The sequence below is a fragment of the Nonomuraea marmarensis genome, from assembly GCF_043197025.1.
GTDB classification, from domain to species: Bacteria; Actinomycetota; Actinomycetes; order Streptosporangiales; family Streptosporangiaceae; genus Nonomuraea; species Nonomuraea marmarensis.
Genome location: NZ_JBICRM010000037.1, coordinates 1 through 16,183, shown reverse-complemented (window position 1 = coordinate 16,183; position 16,183 = coordinate 1). Strand labels below are relative to the sequence as shown.

Sequence of the window (16,183 nt, the reverse complement as noted above, 5' to 3'; positions counted from 1 at the left end):
AGGGCGGTAATCTCTGTACCCTTGCTGTTGCGAGGGGCGTTAGCTCAATTGGCAGAGCTGCGGACTTTTAATCCGTAGGTTCCGGGTTCGAGCCCCGGGCGCCCTACCACTCTGTACCCCATCCGACCTGCGATTTCTCGATTTTCAGGGGCCTCCGGCAAGGCGGAGACACGCCGTTGGTTGCTCGCTGGTTGCTCTTCGGCACGGTTCCGGCACATGGCTGGGCGTTGCGGACCCCGATCTGGGGCGTTTCTCAAGCCAGACCCGCGCGAAGACCAATCGAATACCAAGCCGGAAGACCCGACGGGCACCCCGGTTCAGGTTTCACCTGACACCGCGCCAAGCATTGATCAAGCCGCTCGTCGTGCAGATACCGCCATTTCACGGTGGCTGACGTATCGAGCTCCCCGCGGAGCGGGAGGGCGTCCATGATTGCGTTGTTTGCCTTCGCAAGGCCGAGCCTTCCAGGCTTGGGCTGAGCGCATCGGCCACGTCAGACCCGTGAGACGACCCAGAGAACACCAAGCGAGAAGGCTCGGCGGGCATCCCGCCCCTGGTTGCGTTGCTCGCCTGGCCAAGTATTGATCAAACCACCTTCCGGCAAGATCGCGCCCGGCCCGAGCTTGGTCATCACCCCGGCTACCGCCACGCAACACTGGCCAGAGGGGTCCACTTTCCACAAACCGTCACACCCCCGTCTCTTCGGTGTGCGGCAATCCATGATCCCTAAGGAGTTCCTCTCGCCGGCCCTGGGTGCGTGTCTTCACATGTGTGTGCCCACCGTCGATCTGAATGCTGCTCCGGGAACCCCTATCCCCGGTGTCTGAAGGCATCGAAGCTAGGCGCAACGCCGCGTGCCATGATCTGTACGGCTGAGCGAGGCCGGTCTCTCCTTGCCGCCGGAGCCCTGCGCTCCCTGATCTCGTACTAGTGGCTGAGCGCAGATCCTCCCCTTCTTCAGCAACCGCCACATCGCCGTCGAAAGCCGAACAGTCCAAGCGGAGCGCGTAGATGCACCCGCCAGCAGGAAAGGCGCGCTTGAGGTCGTCATCGAGCAGCTGACTCAGGCTGGTGATGATCGGCCGGATGTGGAACCGCCCTTCGCCGGGCTGCACCTGCTGCTGCACAGGTGCCCCCGACGCACGCGCTTCAGCTGAGGTTGGCGAGCAGCAGTGATCATTTGGGGATGATGCGGTCCTTGCGCAGGGTGTCGAACAGGGCGGCGAACGAGGTGAGGGTGTGGGCGTAGTCGGTGAAGCCGGCAGTCCGGCTGCGCGTCAGGTCGGTGAAGCACTCAATTGGCCGGCTGAGGTCGCTGTCGGCGAACCACCAGGTGGCCACCCGAGCCAGGTCCGGCTCAGCTAGGCGCTCCCGTTGGGCGAGGGCGCGCCAGGCCGGCTCCTTGCCCGCCATCTGATCTTCCAGCGGTCGCGGCCGCTCGGCGTAGCCTTCCGGCTCGACGTGCAACAACCGCGCGATCCGCGGCCACATCCAGCGCCAGCGAAAGACGTCCCCGTTCGCGGTGTTGTAGGCCTGGCTCGGCAGCCCCTCGGTGGTGGCCGCCCAGATCATCTGGCGCGCCAACAGTCGCGCGTCGGTCATGTCCGTGATGCCGTTCCATTGCACGTCGTTGCCGGGAAAGACGAACGGCTTGCCCTCGGCGCGGCACAGGGCCGCCTGCACTGCCAGCGTGGTGGCCATGTTCATGGCATTGCCGACGGCGTAGCCGATGATCGTGTGCGAGCGGTGGACGCTCCAGGTGAAGTCGAACCGTTCGGCGGCCCGCCACAGCTCGTCTTCCTGGGCGTAGTAGAAGTTGCGGATCGGCAGACGTGGCTCGTCCTCGTGGAAGGGGGTGTCGCGGGTCTGGCCGGTGCCGTAGGCCTCGAACGGGCCCAGATAGTGTTTCAGGCCGGTCAGCAGCGCGACATGGCGAGCCGAGCGGCCGGTCGCATCCAGGGCGTGGCGCACCATGGCGGAGTTGACCGCGATGTTCTCCTCCTCCGTGGGTCGGCGGCTCCACACCGTGAGGAACACCAGCGTGGGCTCCAGGCCTGCCAGCGCGGTCCGTACCGACTGCGCGTCCGTCAGGTCGGCCTGCACGGACCGCACACCGGCCTGCGGCAACCGTGGGGCGCTTCGTGACAGGCTGGCCACCTGCCAGCCCTGCTCGGTCAGTTCCCGGCACAGGGCACGGCCGGCGATCCCGGTCCCGCCCACCACGAGGGCGCATCTGTTGCCGCTGGTATTCCTCATGGTCACGGATACTCCCCGCGCACGCACGGGCCGCAAAACCGCCGGTCCGTACGCGACGGATTGTTGGCCTTGTCTTGGCGAGCCCGCAGCGCCCGGCGACGCGCAGCCGAGAACCGGGCTGCGGCAACCCCGTACTGCCGCCTTTGCGTGCTGTTGAGATGGGTCGGTACGGACGTGGGAAGGGAACCGCCAAGGAATGTAGGCGGCGGGGCCATCCGCTGGAGAGGGGCCAAGATCATGGCGAAGGTTCTGTGCGTCCTGTACGACGATCCGGTGGACGGATACCCCACCTCCTATGCCAGGGACGATCTTCCCGTCATCGAGGGCTATCCCGGCGGGCAGACCCTGCCGACACCTGAGGCTGTCGATTTCACCCCCGGGCACCTGCTGGGCAGTGTCTCCGGCGGGCTGGGCCTGCGACGGTTCCTCGAGGAGCGGGGGCACACACTGGTCGTCACCTCCGACAAGGACGGTGAGGACTCGGTGTTCGAGCGTGAACTGCCCGACGCCGACGTGGTGATCTCCCAGCCGTTCTGGCCGGCATACCTGACCGCCGAGCGCATCGCCAAGGCACCCCGGCTGAAACTGGCGATCACCGCGGGGATCGGCTCCGACCACGTCGACCTCGACGCCGCGATCGCCGGCGGCCTCACCGTGGCCGAGGTCACCTACTCCAACAGCATCAGCGTGGCCGAGCACGAGGTCATGATGATCCTGGCGATGGTGCGCAACTACCTGCCCGCCCACCAGTGGGTCCTGGACGGCGGCTGGAACATCGCCGACTGCGTGGCCCGCTCCTACGACGTGGAGGGCATGCACGTCGGAACCGTCGGCGCGGGCCGCATCGGCCAGGCCGTCCTGCGCCGCCTCAAGCCGTTCGACATGCACCTGCACTACACCGCCCGGCACCGGCTGCCGCAGCGGATCGAGCAGGAACTCGACTTGACCTTCCATCCCACCCCGGCCGACATGGTTCCCCACTGTGACGTGGTGACCATCAACGCGCCGTTGCATCCGCAGACCGAGGGCATGTTCGACGACGGGCTCATCGGGAGGATGAAACGCGGCACCTACCTGATCAACTGTGCTCGGGCCGAGATCTGCGACCGCGACGCGGTGGTCCGCGCGCTGCAACGCGGCCGGCTGGCCGGATACGCTGGCGACGTCTGGTTCCCCCAGCCTCCACCCGCCGACCATCCCTGGCGCACGATGCCGCACCACGGCATGACTCCGCACATGTCCGGCTCCTCGTTGTCGGCCCAGGCCCGCTACGCCGCCGGCACCCGGGAGATCCTCGAGGCGTGGCTGGACGGCGCGCCGATTCGTGAGGAGTACCTGATCGTGCGCGGCGGCGCCCTGGCCGGCGTCGGAGCTCAGTCCTACACCACTCAACACGCACCGCCCGGCCACACCGCCTGAGCCCTCGTCCGGAGGGACAATCATGGTGACATCGAAGCGGACATCTCGGCACGGCCCTGCCGTGCCGTTTCCGGACTCCATCGGTTGCTCAGGCGGTTGCTCAGGTGCCGAGTGCCTGCTGCAGGGCGGCCAGGCCGTCGGCGTAGATGCCGTGGAACAGGGCGATCGCCTCGTCATCGGTGGTGGCGCCCACGGGCGTGAAGCTGCCCGACCACTCCACCCGGCACCCCGGGTGCCCGGGTGCCTCGCGTACCGCGAGAGTCGACCGGTAGCCGGTCACCGGAAAGGGTGACTGGACGAAGGAGTAAGTGTATGTGCGCGCCCGCTCGTCGAACGTCTCCAGGCGCTCGACGATGACATCTCCCCCCTTGCTGGTGAGTCTGCGTACGCGGCCGCCCTCGGCCAGGTCGCTTGCCGGGATGTACGGCAGCCAGTCGGGCAGCGAGCCGAAGCCGCCGATCAGCCGCCACACTTGCTCGGCCGGGACGGGCAGGTCGATGGATGCGCTGGTGGTGGCCATGGCAACCCCCCACAAGCCGGATGCGGATGTTTGCAGTCGGGAGACGGGCACCGAAGCATCTCGTGAGCCCGCTCGGAACGGGTGCGGTCGTGCGTGTGGTCAGGTGGTGGGCACCGGGGCATCGGGCGCGATCAGGCGCTCCTGGCGCAGGGCCGTCCAGAACTCTGCCGGGATCTGCTCGCTGATCGCGGCGACGTCCTCGGCCACGTGGGCGGGCTTGGTGGAGCCGGGAATGGCCGCGCGGGCCGCGGGGTGAGCCAGGGAGAACTGCAGCGCGGCGGCCTTGACGCTGACGTCGTACCGTGCGCAGACGGCCTTGATGCGGTCCACCTTGGCGACGACCTCGCCGGGCGCCGGCTGGTACTCGAAGTGGTCGCCGCCGGCGGTGACGCCCGAGTTGTAGGGGCCGCCGATCACGATGTCGACGTGCTGCTCGGCGGCTTCGGGCATCAACCGTTGCAGGGCACGCCGGTGGTCGAGCAGGGTGTAGCGGCCCGCCAGCAGGAACGCGTCCGGCCGCGGCTCGTCCAGCCCCAGGGTGAGCTCCGGCGGCTCGACCCGGTTGACGCCCAGGCCCCAGCCCTTGATCACGCCCTCCTCCCGCAGCCTCTGCAGGGCGCGGAAGGCGCCGGTGCGGGCCTGGTCGTAGACGGCCAGCCAGTGGTCGCCGTGGAAGTCCTGGGACACGTCGTGCACCCAGGCGATGTCGATGCGATCGGTGCCCAGGCGTTTGAGGCTGTCCTCGATCGACCGCAGGACGCCGTCCGCGCTGTAGTCGTAGACGATCTTGTTCGGGCGTCCGTGCTCGAACAGACCGCCCTTCTCGCCCAGATCACGGGTCGCGGGGTCCTCTATCTCGTCCAGGATGATCCGCCCGACCTTGGTGCTCAAGACGAACTCATCGCGCGGATGGGCGGCCAGCACGTGACCCAGCCGCATCTCGGCCAGACCCGCCCCGTAGAAGGGGGCGGTGTCGAAGTAACGGATGCCGTGCTCCCAGGCGGCCCGCACGGTGGCGATGGCCTCCTCCTCGGGAACGGCCCGGTACATGTTGCCCAGCGGCGCGCTGCCGAAGCCCAAACGGCCCGGTAGGAACTCGATACTCACGACAGAGACCCCTTTCTGCGCGTGACGTGCTGTCGCGGCGACGAAAACGTCAGGGAATGATGGTCGGGATCAGGCCGCCGTCCACGCGGAGTGCCGCACCCGTCGTGGCCGAGGAACGCTCGGACGCCACATAGGCGATCAGGCTGGCCACCTCCTCAGGCCGGATCAACCGGCCCAGCAGGGAACCGGCCGCGCGCCCCTCGGCCACGAACCGGCGCTCCTGTTCGGCAGGCTCCAGGCCGGGATACAGCTCCGCCCACATCCTTCGTACGCCGTCACTGATGGTCGGCCCGGGCAGCACACTGTTCACCGTGACCCCGGTACCGGCGACCTGGTGGGCCATCCCCCGCGACAACGCCAGCTGGGCCGTCTTGGTCATCCCGTAGTGGACCATGTCGGCCGGTGTCTGCACCCCTGCCTCGCTGCTCACGAAGATCACGCGGCCCCATCGGCGGTCGGCCATTCGCGGGGTGTAGTGCCGCGCCAGCCGTACCCCGGACATCACGTTCACCTCGTAGATCCGCATCCACTCCTCGTCGCTGATCTCGAACACCGGCCGAGTGACGAAGATCCCCACGTTGTTGACCAGGATGTCGACATCGGCAAGCTGCTCAATCAGCGCGGCCACCCCTTCGGCGGTGCCGACATCGGCCGCGATCCCTCCCACCCCGAGGCGTTTCGCGGTCTGCGCCACACTGTCGGGTTCCCGACCGTTGATCACAACATCGGCGCCCGCGCCCGCCAGCGCCTGCGCGGTGGCCTCACCGATCCCCGAGGTGGACCCGGTGATCAGCGCCGTACGCCCACTCAGATCGATCTTCATCGCGCTCTCCCGCTGTTCGGTGGCGGCGCACGCCGGCGAGCGCCGTCAGGTGGGCTGCCCAGTCGGCATGACGATGACCTCCTGCAGATTCGCCCGCGGTGGCAAGGCCGCGATGAAGCCGACGACCTGGGCGATGTCCTGCGGAGTCAGCCACTCCATCGTCTGTTTGGAGGCATCCAGCCATTCCCGCGCCCCCGCGTCGGTGACATGGCTTTGCAACTCGGTGCCCACCGTCCCTGGTGAGATCGCGGCGACCCGTACGCGCTTGGGCCCCAGCTCGACCCGCAGGTCCCGGGACATTTGCGCGACGAACGCCTTGGTACCGGAGTAGACGGCGAAGTTCGGGAAGATGTTGTGTGCCGCGATCGAGGCCGTGTTGATCAGATCAGCCACCCCCCGCGCTCCCGCAGCCCGGATGAGCTGCGAGACGAAGGCGCCGATGGTGTTCATCAACCCGGTAATGTTCAGGTCGATCTGGTGTTGCCACTGATCGGTACGCCGCTCCTCGATCGGTGCCGGCAGCATGACGCCCGCGTTGTTGAACAACAGGTCCGCAGCACCCAGCTCTTCATCCACCGCATCGGCGGCGGCCTGCACCCGGGCCGCGTCCGTTACGTCGGCGGCAATCTCCATCGCGCTGCCGCCGTTCTTCTCGATCCGGGCGACCAAGTCCTCCAGGCGCCCCTCGCGCCGTGCCACCACCGCGACCTTGGCACCCAGCCACGCCAGATGCTCGGCAGCAGCCTCACCGATACCGCTGGACGCCCCCGTGACGACGGCCACCCGCCCATCCAAAGGCCTGGCATAACTCTGAGCGGCCATGACGAATCCGCTCCTTCCCCCTAGACCCCATATCCAGGCGGAGATCCACAATTCAGGCTTTTGCGGAACACTTGCCCAACATTGAGGCCGGTCGCCCCGGAACTACGCCGGACTACCGTGGCTGGTGTGTGCCGAGCCGCAGGATCAGCAATCTCCAAGCGGGCTACCCCTACCGCCGACATGGTCCCAAGTTCATGGCGTTACCGAGGGCGTGCCTGATGATCGTGTGCGAGCGGTAGACGCCACGAGAACATACCGCTCGGCGGCCCGGCCAGAGCTCGTCTTCCTGGGCGTAGCTGTCCGTGCGCGACCGACGGCTCTCATGCTCATCAACCCCTTGGTGCGGAGGATGACAATCACGAGAAAGACCCGGAACGGCCCGGACTGCCGCTGTCATCCGGCGGTCCGGCCCGCTCACTACTCAAGTGCATCCTCAGGCCGCTCCAAGCCGGCCGCGATGGTCAGCGCTATACAGGTTCCAGCACGAAGACTGGTATTTGGCGTTCGGTCTTGGTCTGGTATTCCGCGTAGTCGGGCCAGGCCGCGACGGCCCGCTCCCACCACTCCTCCCGCTCGGCGCCCGCGAGTTCGCGCGCGACGTAGTCCCGGCGTACCGGGCCGTCCTGGAGCTGCACCTCGGGGTGTGCCTTAAGGTTCCAATACCATTCGGGGTGCTTCGGGGCTCCGCCCAATGACGCCACGACGGCGTACTGGCCTTCGTGCTCGACGCGCATCAGCGGGGTCTTACGGATAGTTCCGGACTTGTTGCCTCGCATGGTGAGCACGATGACCGGACGCCCCCGCATGAGGTTGCCTTCGGTCCCGTTAGAGCTCTCGAACAGTGCCACCTGCTCCCGCGCCATTTCCATGGCACTGGGTTGGTACTCGCCCTGGAGGGACATGCCGGTTCCTTTCTTGAGCGTGGTTCTCGGTCTGCTGTCAGCCGGCCGCGCGTACCGAGCGAAGGGCGCCGCTCCAGCTGATGACCTGGTCGAGTACGGCGTCGAGGGCCTGGCGTTGGTGTTCGCCAGGACGGAACGCCGAGAAGTTCTCGAAGTCGGTGAACAGGGAGAGGGCGACCTGGGCGCGTACCGTGGCCACCTGTAGCTCGGACATGATCAGGCGAAGGTGTTCGACCGCCCGGGTGCCGCCGACGCTGCCGTAGCTGACGAAGCCGGCGGCCTTGTTGTTCCACTCGCCGTACAGGAAGTCGATGGCGTTCTTCAGCGCGCCGGAGGTGGAGTGGTTGTACTCCGGGGTGACGAAGATGAAGCCGTCGAACGAGGCGATCTTCTGCGCCCAGGCCTTGGTGTGCGGCAACGCGTACTGGCCCATCGACGGCGGCATGGCCTCGTCCAGATGCGGCAGGTTGAACTCGGCGATGTCGACGAGCTCGAACTCGGCGCCGGTTCGCTGCGCCGCCAGTTCGTAGACCCACTTGGCCACAGGCTCGCCGTTGCGGCCCGGACGGGTACTGCCCAACAGAATGCCGATCTTGAGTGACATGAAAGATCTCCTCACTTGAAGTTTCAAGCCATCTTGCGCCGACTTGAAACCTCAAGTCAAATTGAAGCCATGAGCCACGAAGCCCAACCGACAGACGCCATCCGCTGGCTCACCCCTCACGAGCTGGAGTCGTGGATGCCGTTCAACGGCATGCTGCTCGCCCTGCTCAGCGCACTCGACGCCCAACTGCGCGACGACGGACTCAGCCTCTTCAGCTACCTGGTGCTGGCCGGCCTGTCCGACGCCCCCGAGCGCACCCGGCCGATGAGCGACCTCGCGGTCCTGGCCAACGGCTCGCTCTCGCGCCTGTCCCACGCGGTCTCCACACTGGAGAAGCGCGGCTGGGTGCGACGATGCCGCTCCCCGGAGAACGGCCGGATCACTGTCGCGACGCTCACCGACGCCGGCTACGACAAACTAGCCGCCACGGCACCGGGTCACGTCGAAACCGTCCGCCGCCTCGTCCTGGACGTGATCAGCGAGGAACAACTCCAGCAGCTCGGCACGATCTCACAGGCCATCCTCACCGCCATGGACGCCCCCTGCCCCCCTCCACAGGGCGGTGCCAAGGTCAAGCCGATGGCGTAGAAGCGCCCTGGCCCGGACGGCGCCGGCCCGGGCGGCGCCGGCCCGGGCGGGGCCCGGTCATCCAGGCGCCGCCAGCCCGTACATCGCCGTGGAGAGCAGGCGCCCCATCAGGTCTGCCGGCCCACCTGGCTGCTGCGCCGCCCAGGCCAGGCCGAGCGCCAGCGCGATCACCTCGTACACCGTGACGTCGGCGCGGACCTGCCCCGCCTCCTGCGCGCGATGCAGCAACCGCGCGCCGGATGCCTGCATGGCAGCGCAGGAAGCGTGCAATTCCGAACCCTCATTGGCCAGCGCCGCCATGATCGACTGCGGCAGTCCCTGGTACGTGCGCGCGCCCGCCGCCAGCTCGCCGAGCCAGGCCAGCAACGCGTCGTGTGGTGGGCGTGCCGGCGAGTCGAGCAGATCCTCGGCCCTCTGGCGCAACGTGTCGAAGTTGCTGTCGAGGAGCGCTTCGAGGAGCGCCTCCCGGGTGGGGAAGTGCCGATAGAGCGTCCCGATCCCGACCCCCGCACGCCTGGCGACGTCGCGCAGGGACGCGTCGGTTCCATGGACGGCGAACGCGTCCCGGGCCGCGGTCAGAAGCAGTTCGCGGTTGCGTTGCGCGTGGGCGCGAGGTGCGTCCGCCACGTGACCTCCTTGCGATTGACAAACCGGAGCGCTGCTCCGTAGCGTTCCGGACAGGCGGAGCAGCGCTCCGCCACTGTGGCAAGCGTACCTAGGGAGGACACATGGCCTCGGCAGACCGGACGATCCTCGTCACGGGGGCGACTGGGCAACAGGGCGGCGCCACCGCCCGGCACCTGCTCGCCGACGGCTGGCACGTACGGGCGCTGGTCCGGGACCCGCGCAGCCCGGCGGCCACGCGCCTCGCCCACGCCGGCGCCGAGCTGGTGGCGGGCGACATGGACGACCGCAGCGGCCTCGACGCCGCCGTCCGCGGCGCGCACGGGGTGTTCAGCGTCCAGCCCGCCCTCATCGCACCAGACTTCGCCGAGAACGAGCTGCAGCGCGGGCTCAACGTGGCCGACGCCGCACACGCCGCGGGCGTCCGGCACCTGGTCTACGCGTCCGTGGGCAGTGCCGACCGCGGCACCGGCATTCCGCACTGGGAGATCAAGTGGCAGATCGAGCAGCACATCCGAGCGCTCGGCGTCCCGGCCACGGTGCTGCGCCCGGTCATGTTCATGGAGAACTTCGCCGACCCCACCCATGGCGTCCGCGGCACGGCCCCAATCATCCGGACGATCCCGGCCGACGTAACCGTCCAGCTCATCGCACTCGACGACATCGGCGCGCTCGCCGCGCTGGCCTTGGCCGCCCCGGATCGTCTCCTCGGCCGAACGATCGAACTGGCCGGTGACGAGCTGACGCGGGACCAGATCGTGGCCGCGATCGGCCGGGCGAACGGACACGACGTGGCCATCCCGGCTGCCGCCGGACACTGGCCCGGAGCGACGACGTCATCGTTCTGCGGGTGGCAGGCCGACATTCCCGCGCTGCGGGAACTCCACCCAGGGCTGCTGGACTTCGACACCTGGCTATCGAGAACCGGCAAAGCGCTGCTGGACCAGCACCTCGACCCAACCCGTGCCCACTGACGAGCCGGACCGACACAGACCGCACACCACACGAGAACGGCCACAGACATGCGCGCGATCGTCACCACTCTCCCAGGCATAGACGACGAGGTCGAGCTGGTGGACCTGCCTGATCCGCGACCCGTAGCGGGGCAGATACGCATCAAGATGGCCGGCGCGGCAATCAACCCGGCCGACCTCCACATCATCGACGGCCCAGGCAGGAATTTCGTCCAAGGGAACCCCACACGGCGTCTCGGCCTGGGGCTGGACGTCGCGGGCGTCGTCGACATGCTGGGGCCCGACGTCCGGGACTTCGCCATCGGCGACCGGGCAGCAGCACTCCACTTCCCCCACGCCCCGCATGCCGCAGCGGGGACAGCAGCCGAATACGTGATCGTGCCGGCCTCGGACGCGGCACCGGTCCCGGACGAGGTCAACCTGCTGGACGCCGCCACCGTTCCGCTGAACTCGCTGACCGCCGGACAACTCCTCGCCCTGCTCGGCCCCGCCCGGGACCGGCGCCTGCTGGTCACCGGCGCCGCCGGCGGAGTCGGCGGCTACGCGGTGGCGCTCGCCGCCCACGCCGGCTGGACGGTCACCGGCCTCGCCCGCACCACGGATCACGGCTTCCTGGCCAGAGCCGGTGCCACGCAGGTACTCACGGCTCTCGATCAGGCCTCGGGCTTCGACGCCGTACTCGACACTGCCCTGCTGAACGAGGCGGCCCTGCGACCGGTCCGCGACCACGGAACCTACGTCGGAGTCTTTCCCGGCCTCGAACCCACTGCCGTACGCGGCATCACCGTCACCGCGGCAGTGGTGGCACCCGACGGCATCCTCCTACGGGAAATGCTCGAGCTGACCGCGCAGAGAATCCTGGAACCACGCCGGGCAGGCACACTGCCCCTGGACAAGGCCATACACGCATACCGCACTTTCCGGACCGGTGGACATCGCGGCCGGTGGGTGCTGACTCCCTAATCATCGAGGCGTCAGAGAAGTACCCGACCTGAGGCCAAGACCACGGAGAACAGCACCATCAGGAGCAGCGGCCCGCCGCACTCACCAGTGCCTGACGGCGTCTTGAACAGCCTGGCCGGGATCAATGCTGGCAGCGTGTAGGTGTACTCCTCCCCATGGCCCATTTGGGACAGTGGGGTACGTGGAGTACGCCGTACAGGTCGAAGTCGCGCCCGCCGCAGATGCGCCGGAGTTGGATGCGCTGCAGTGTCATGGTGTGGATGCGCTGCTGGCGGAGGGCCTGGACGGCGTGGACCGCCTCTCCCGGCCGGAGAGGGCCGACGTTGAACTGGTCGGCTTCCGGATGGCCACCCATTCGCGGGGCGCGCTGCTGTCGGTGGTGGTGGAAGCCTCGGCATTGGCGTCCGCCGAGGACGGCGTCCGGCATCTGATCGAGTCCGTCGTGGAACGCAGCGAGCCACTCGCGGGCTGGCGGGTGCTGCGGTGTGCGGTGGAGCTGAGCCAGGAGGCCTTTCAGGCCGGGCTGGACGCCGCCCATGCCGAGCCGGCCGAGGGCAAATCCTCAGATCAGGTTGTGCTGTCGGCGCCCCGGTTCAGTGAGGAGCGACTGGCCCAGATGCGAGCCTCGCTCAGCGCCGCAGCGCGCGGGTTGAAGGCCTTCGACCTCGAGCACTTCGGCTACCGTCCCGGCGAGCCGGCGCACAGCCAGGCTTCGGAGGAAAGTGCCACGCTGGCCGCCGGCGCGCTGATGGCCGCCACGAGCGTCCTCATCGACCACGTCATGGAAGACGCCGAGACACTCGCATCCGAGGACACCACCGCGGCCGATGACCCCGGGCTGATGGCCCTGCACGGTCTGCCGCCGCAGTACGCGCTGCGCTACGACGCCCGGTTCGCCCGCAAGTTCGCCGTCGCCACCATCAGCATCACCGCCCGCCTGACCGACGAGAACTGGCGAGGTCCGGCCTGCGTCGCCGAACAGCTCGCCCTGCGCCTGCTCGTCGAGGAAGCCAAGCCGTTCTCGAACTGTTCGAACTGATGGACCAGAACGAGGCCGAGTCCATCTACGCGCATTTCACTGACGCCGCCTTCGACGACGTCGACCATGAGATGCTCTACAACCCCGAGTTGGACGGAATCGACGAGCTGCCCGAGGCGGCGTTTCTACGCATCGCGCCCATGGGGTTCGCCTCCTGGTTTGTTCCCCTCAACCAGCAGCGGCGGGTACACCCCTACGTGGAGGACTCGCCACTGGACCCATCCATTGCCCCCACGGATCGTTCCTGATCAATTCGTGAGGGCTGCCTGCTATCGGTTGCTCTTCGTGCGGCGATCCGAACATGGTGGCAGCAGAGTTTGACCGTGAGGCTGCCGGTGTTCGAAGACGCAACCCCCGCCGTGCCGCCTTCGGGTAGGCGAGGGCGCATGCTCCGCACCAAAGCAAGATCAGGATCATCGATTACGGCCATGACCACGACAAGTCATACGGGCTGCCAGGCTCCTCCGTGGTCTGCTCCTGGGTCAGGCCGCGCTGCACCCGTGCCATGTGGCGCCGGTGCCAGCGGCGACGCCGTACATTCGCTCGACCTCCTGCATTTCCGCCCGCACTCACGTGGATAGGGATCGCCAGCCGATGCCGGCGATCCCCTTTCTGGTTCAACAGCGGTGGAGGTCAGAAATCAAACTCGCCTTTTTTCGTGCCGTCGACGAAGGCCGCCCAGACCGATGACGAGAAGACATATGGGAGTTGTTCGGGGTTCTCGGAGTCGCGCAGGCCCACGCGACCGTCGCTCAAGGGGGCCACTTCGATGCAGTCGCCAGCCTCGCCGGAGCGGGTTGCCTTGCGCCACGCGGCGGTTTCGAGCAGCTTTGCGGTCAGTTCGTCCATTTCTCTGCCATCTCCCCAATCAACTGGAGTGAGGCCCACCGGGGCAGGGCCTCGTTGTGCAACGTCTCGTATCTCGACTTGACTTCTCGGACCCGTCCGCTGTCGGCGGTGACCTGGCTGAGTGTGATCGACTCCAGGTAGGCCATATCCGGCATCTCCGGCCCGCTGGCGAGAACGAACGCTCCTTGCAGACCGGTGGTCAGCCAGGAGTTGCGTGGGAGCACACGAACGTTGATGCGAGGATGCTCATCCAGTGCGGCCAGGTGCGCCATCTGCTCAGCCATCACCGCCTCGCTACCGATAGGCCGGCCAAGAACCACTTCGTCCAGTATTACCCATACCGTAGGCCCGTTGTCCCGGTGCAGAACGCGCTGGCGCTCCATGCGTGCCGCAACATTCTGCTCGACCTCTTCGGGGACGGTGGCGGGCTTGCCGCGGAAGATGGCTCGCGCGTACTCCGGAGTCTGCAGCATGCCAGGCACGATCAGTGGCTGCCATAGACGGAGCGTGTCTGCCTGTTGTTCGATCTCCGCCAGCCGAGCAAGCCAGACCGGCCAGCGCGAGGAATATTCGATGGTCTCGCGCCAGCGCGCAAGCAGCCCACCGTCCGCGTCCAGTGCGGCGTCGGCGGCGCGGGCGAAGTCTTCATCGGCCGGGCGTTCTCCCCGTTCGACCATGCTGATCTTCGATACCGACCAGCCGAGCATCGCGGCGAGTTCCTTTTGCCGCTTTCTAGCAGCTTTACGGTATTCGCGGAGATGGATGCCGAATTCCGCCCTCGGAGCTTTCAAAGCACCTTCCGACTCAGCTTTTGGCAAGGCAGAAAGCCTCCCTTCCCGATGACACACAAGAAATGCACGCGGCATGTGTATTAGCACACCTGGTTCGTGCCTGGGAAGTGCTTTCCCATTACCCCTATGGGCAGGGGATTTCTGGGATGGTCTCTTCAGGCCGCCTCGAAGCAGCACTGGTCGCCGCACGAAAAAAGCGAACGGGCGTGCACCAGGTGCTCACATTCTTCACATCAAGGACGCGGCCGATGATCGAGAAGTAGCGAGGCGACGGTGATCCATAAACCCGTACTGACCGAACGTCAGCAACTCGGCGTTATCCAACTGGCGCGCGATGCTCGGGCCCCGTATCTGGCGCGGAAGGCAGTGACCGCCTGGGCAGGTGCCGCGCACCCCGCCCGGGATATCTTGATCTTGGTGGTATCCGAGCTGGTCACCAACGCCGTCAGGCATGCAGCCGACGTCAGCCCCGGCGGCGACCCCGACGAGTTCGAGCTCACCCTGTCTCAGGGACCGGATTTCCTCCGGCTGGTCGTGACCGATCCAGGATCCCCCTGCTCATCACCCTCGTGCATCCCGATGCAGGCACCGAACCTGTACGCCGAGCGAGGACGCGGGCTGGCGATCGTGGATCGTCTGTCGCGCGGGCGGTGGGGAAGCTACCAACTGCCTGTGAATGGGCACCGTGTCGTGTGGTGCTACCTCGACCTCAGCCCTACCCCCGAGCAGCTCGCAGAGATCTTCCGCGCTCCCGCCTAACCGGCTGCATCGGGGTGCTCATTGCAGTTCCCCCGCCTGCCCCGTGCGTGCGTGGCCGCCGTGCTCTGACACCGCTGCGAGTCCGGCGCCGGGCCGCTCACGCCGCTTACTGTTCGGCCCCTGATCCCCAGGTAGCACAAGCAGCCGCCCTCGATGCTCCCCCCGTGAATGGAGTCCTTCATCATGTCACGTTCGAAGATGATCAGCGTGCTGGCTCTGCTGTTGACCGCCGGCTACGTCACCTTCGCCCTGCTGGCCCCAGCCAGCGTGACCAAGCCGATCACTCAGGCCCTGGTCGTGGGCCTGCTGATCGCCTGCCTCGTGGCCACCCTGCGGTCGGTCTACCTCGCACGGCGAACCGCCAACCGCAACCAGCCCCACCCCGAACAACCACAATCGCCCTCCCCACCCACCCCGTGAACAGCAGGCCCACCCCTGTACCCATCCCATCCACTGTCGGAGTCAACCATGCCCGAACCCATCACCCCCGCTATGGCCGACCGGGCCGCCACCCACCTGACCGACCTCCAAGAGCTGCTGCAGGACCTCGGCCTGCACGCTCGCCTGCTCACCCAGGATGACCGGCTACCACGCCTACGCGTGATCAACCCCGAAGCCACCACCCTGTCGGAGATCATCTCCGCCGCACCGAGGGAAGACCGATGGCTGTTCTGGTGGTCGTGGTCCGCACCGATCACCGAGGTCGCCCACCTCGCCACCGCGGCCGAGCGCATCTGCCACGTCCTGGCCACAGTATCTCCGAGCGCCGCGTAGCCCCCGCTCAGCGTGACACGGCCGATGCCCATCCCGCCGCCTGTTCCGATGCCCACTACCCGGTGCCCCGGTAATGGCGGGTCAACGGCCGGGCCGCGCCCTCCGAGCGCACCGCGCCGCCGCGCTCGGTTGCATGGCTCCTGTCATCCCGGTTTATCGCCTGAAGGATCGGACCCATGTGGGTAGCCGTCACGATGATTTCTCGGGCAAACGCGGAGCGATAACGCGGTCAGGAGCAATAGTCAAGTCAGCATGAAACGGCCGGCTCCGGTTCTGTCCGTAGTCGCTTCATAGCTTCCGTGGATCGGCTCACGCTAGAGACAGCGGGGGCCGGAGCCACACACAGAAGGGAGCCGACCGTCATGAAGA

Annotated in this window: 19 protein-coding genes and 1 tRNA gene; 10 read left to right on the top strand and 10 right to left on the bottom strand. The window is 67.3% G+C overall.

Annotated elements, in window-relative coordinates:
* Positions 1-33: 33 nt before the first annotated feature.
* Positions 34-109: transfer RNA gene (locus tag ACFLIM_RS40595), tRNA-Lys, on the top strand.
* 1,067 nt (positions 110-1,176) lie between these two features.
* Here ACFLIM_RS40595 and ACFLIM_RS40590 read toward each other — a convergent pair.
* Positions 1,177-2,256: an SDR family oxidoreductase gene (locus tag ACFLIM_RS40590; protein WP_393174499.1), complete on the bottom strand. Its 1,080-nt coding sequence runs from the start codon at positions 2,254-2,256 to the stop codon at positions 1,177-1,179.
* Between the two features lie 237 nt (positions 2,257-2,493).
* On the opposite strand from ACFLIM_RS40590, the gene ACFLIM_RS40585 reads away from it, so the two are divergent.
* On the top strand, positions 2,494-3,675 hold the full coding sequence (locus tag ACFLIM_RS40585) for an NAD-dependent formate dehydrogenase (RefSeq protein WP_393174345.1): 1,182 nt from the start codon (positions 2,494-2,496) through the stop codon (positions 3,673-3,675).
* A 100-nt stretch (positions 3,676-3,775) separates the two neighbouring features.
* On the opposite strand, the gene ACFLIM_RS40580 is transcribed toward ACFLIM_RS40585, so the two are convergent.
* The 6 genes from ACFLIM_RS40580 to ACFLIM_RS40555 form a co-directional block, all read right to left on the bottom strand.
* Positions 3,776-4,195: an SRPBCC family protein gene (locus ACFLIM_RS40580; RefSeq protein ID WP_393174343.1), complete on the bottom strand. Its 420-nt coding sequence runs from the start codon at positions 4,193-4,195 to the stop codon at positions 3,776-3,778.
* Between the two features lie 99 nt (positions 4,196-4,294).
* Positions 4,295-5,302, bottom strand: coding sequence for an aldo/keto reductase (locus ACFLIM_RS40575; protein WP_393174341.1), 1,008 nt, complete (start codon positions 5,300-5,302; stop codon positions 4,295-4,297).
* 49 nt (positions 5,303-5,351) lie between these two features.
* On the bottom strand, positions 5,352-6,125 hold the full coding sequence (locus ACFLIM_RS40570) for an SDR family NAD(P)-dependent oxidoreductase (protein ID WP_393174339.1): 774 nt from the start codon (positions 6,123-6,125) through the stop codon (positions 5,352-5,354).
* A 45-nt stretch (positions 6,126-6,170) separates the two neighbouring features.
* Positions 6,171-6,947 carry an SDR family oxidoreductase gene (locus ACFLIM_RS40565; RefSeq protein WP_393174337.1) on the bottom strand — a complete coding sequence of 259 codons (777 nt, stop codon included), beginning with the start codon at positions 6,945-6,947 and terminating at the stop codon, positions 6,171-6,173.
* Between the two features lie 467 nt (positions 6,948-7,414).
* The gene (locus ACFLIM_RS40560) at positions 7,415-7,849 is read right to left on the bottom strand and encodes a nitroreductase family deazaflavin-dependent oxidoreductase (protein WP_393174335.1); all 435 of its coding nucleotides are present in this window, start codon (positions 7,847-7,849) and stop codon (positions 7,415-7,417) included.
* Between the two features lie 37 nt (positions 7,850-7,886).
* The gene (locus ACFLIM_RS40555) at positions 7,887-8,453 is read right to left on the bottom strand and encodes an NADPH-dependent FMN reductase (RefSeq protein ID WP_393174333.1); all 567 of its coding nucleotides are present in this window, start codon (positions 8,451-8,453) and stop codon (positions 7,887-7,889) included.
* A gap of 69 nt (positions 8,454-8,522) precedes the next feature.
* On the opposite strand from ACFLIM_RS40555, the gene ACFLIM_RS40550 reads away from it, so the two are divergent.
* The gene (locus ACFLIM_RS40550; protein ID WP_393174331.1) at positions 8,523-9,041 is read left to right on the top strand and encodes a MarR family winged helix-turn-helix transcriptional regulator; all 519 of its coding nucleotides are present in this window, start codon (positions 8,523-8,525) and stop codon (positions 9,039-9,041) included.
* A 57-nt stretch (positions 9,042-9,098) separates the two neighbouring features.
* Here the strand turns inward: ACFLIM_RS40550 and ACFLIM_RS40545 are convergent, their stop codons facing one another.
* Positions 9,099-9,668, bottom strand: a complete 570-nt coding sequence (locus ACFLIM_RS40545; protein ID WP_393174329.1) for a TetR/AcrR family transcriptional regulator — start codon at positions 9,666-9,668, stop codon at positions 9,099-9,101.
* A 101-nt stretch (positions 9,669-9,769) separates the two neighbouring features.
* Here ACFLIM_RS40545 and ACFLIM_RS40540 point away from each other — a divergent pair, with 101 nt between their 5' ends.
* The 4 genes from ACFLIM_RS40540 (at position 9,770) to ACFLIM_RS40525 (ending at position 12,889) form a co-directional block, all read left to right on the top strand.
* Positions 9,770-10,639: an NmrA/HSCARG family protein gene (locus ACFLIM_RS40540; RefSeq protein WP_393174327.1), complete on the top strand. Its 870-nt coding sequence runs from the start codon at positions 9,770-9,772 to the stop codon at positions 10,637-10,639.
* A gap of 48 nt (positions 10,640-10,687) precedes the next feature.
* Entirely contained in the window at positions 10,688-11,602 is a 915-nt protein-coding gene (locus ACFLIM_RS40535; protein ID WP_393174325.1) for an alcohol dehydrogenase catalytic domain-containing protein, read from the top strand.
* A 181-nt stretch (positions 11,603-11,783) separates the two neighbouring features.
* Positions 11,784-12,641, top strand: a complete 858-nt coding sequence (locus ACFLIM_RS40530) for a hypothetical protein (protein ID WP_393174323.1) — start codon at positions 11,784-11,786, stop codon at positions 12,639-12,641.
* On the top strand, positions 12,641-12,889 hold the full coding sequence (locus tag ACFLIM_RS40525; RefSeq protein ID WP_393174321.1) for a hypothetical protein: 249 nt from the start codon (positions 12,641-12,643) through the stop codon (positions 12,887-12,889). Before ACFLIM_RS40530 ends, ACFLIM_RS40525 begins: the two co-directional genes overlap by 1 nt.
* Positions 12,890-13,274: 385 nt before the next feature.
* Here the strand turns inward: ACFLIM_RS40525 and ACFLIM_RS40520 are convergent, their stop codons facing one another.
* On the bottom strand, positions 13,275-13,490 hold the full coding sequence (locus ACFLIM_RS40520) for a DUF397 domain-containing protein (protein WP_393174319.1): 216 nt from the start codon (positions 13,488-13,490) through the stop codon (positions 13,275-13,277).
* A complete protein-coding gene (locus tag ACFLIM_RS40515; protein ID WP_393174317.1) occupies positions 13,478-14,308 on the bottom strand; it encodes a helix-turn-helix domain-containing protein in 831 nt (276 codons plus the stop codon). Before ACFLIM_RS40515 ends, ACFLIM_RS40520 begins: the two co-directional genes overlap by 13 nt.
* A gap of 246 nt (positions 14,309-14,554) precedes the next feature.
* Between ACFLIM_RS40515 and ACFLIM_RS40510 the strand changes: the two genes are divergently transcribed.
* The 3 genes from ACFLIM_RS40510 (at position 14,555) to ACFLIM_RS40500 (ending at position 15,814) form a co-directional block, all read left to right on the top strand.
* Positions 14,555-15,040, top strand: coding sequence for an ATP-binding protein (locus tag ACFLIM_RS40510; protein WP_393174315.1), 486 nt, complete (start codon positions 14,555-14,557; stop codon positions 15,038-15,040).
* 183 nt (positions 15,041-15,223) lie between these two features.
* Positions 15,224-15,460 (top strand): hypothetical protein, encoded by a 237-nt coding sequence (locus ACFLIM_RS40505; RefSeq protein ID WP_393174313.1) that lies wholly within the window; start codon positions 15,224-15,226, stop codon positions 15,458-15,460.
* A gap of 48 nt (positions 15,461-15,508) precedes the next feature.
* On the top strand, positions 15,509-15,814 hold the full coding sequence (locus ACFLIM_RS40500) for a hypothetical protein (RefSeq protein ID WP_393174311.1): 306 nt from the start codon (positions 15,509-15,511) through the stop codon (positions 15,812-15,814).
* Positions 15,815-16,183: the final 369 nt, after the last annotated feature.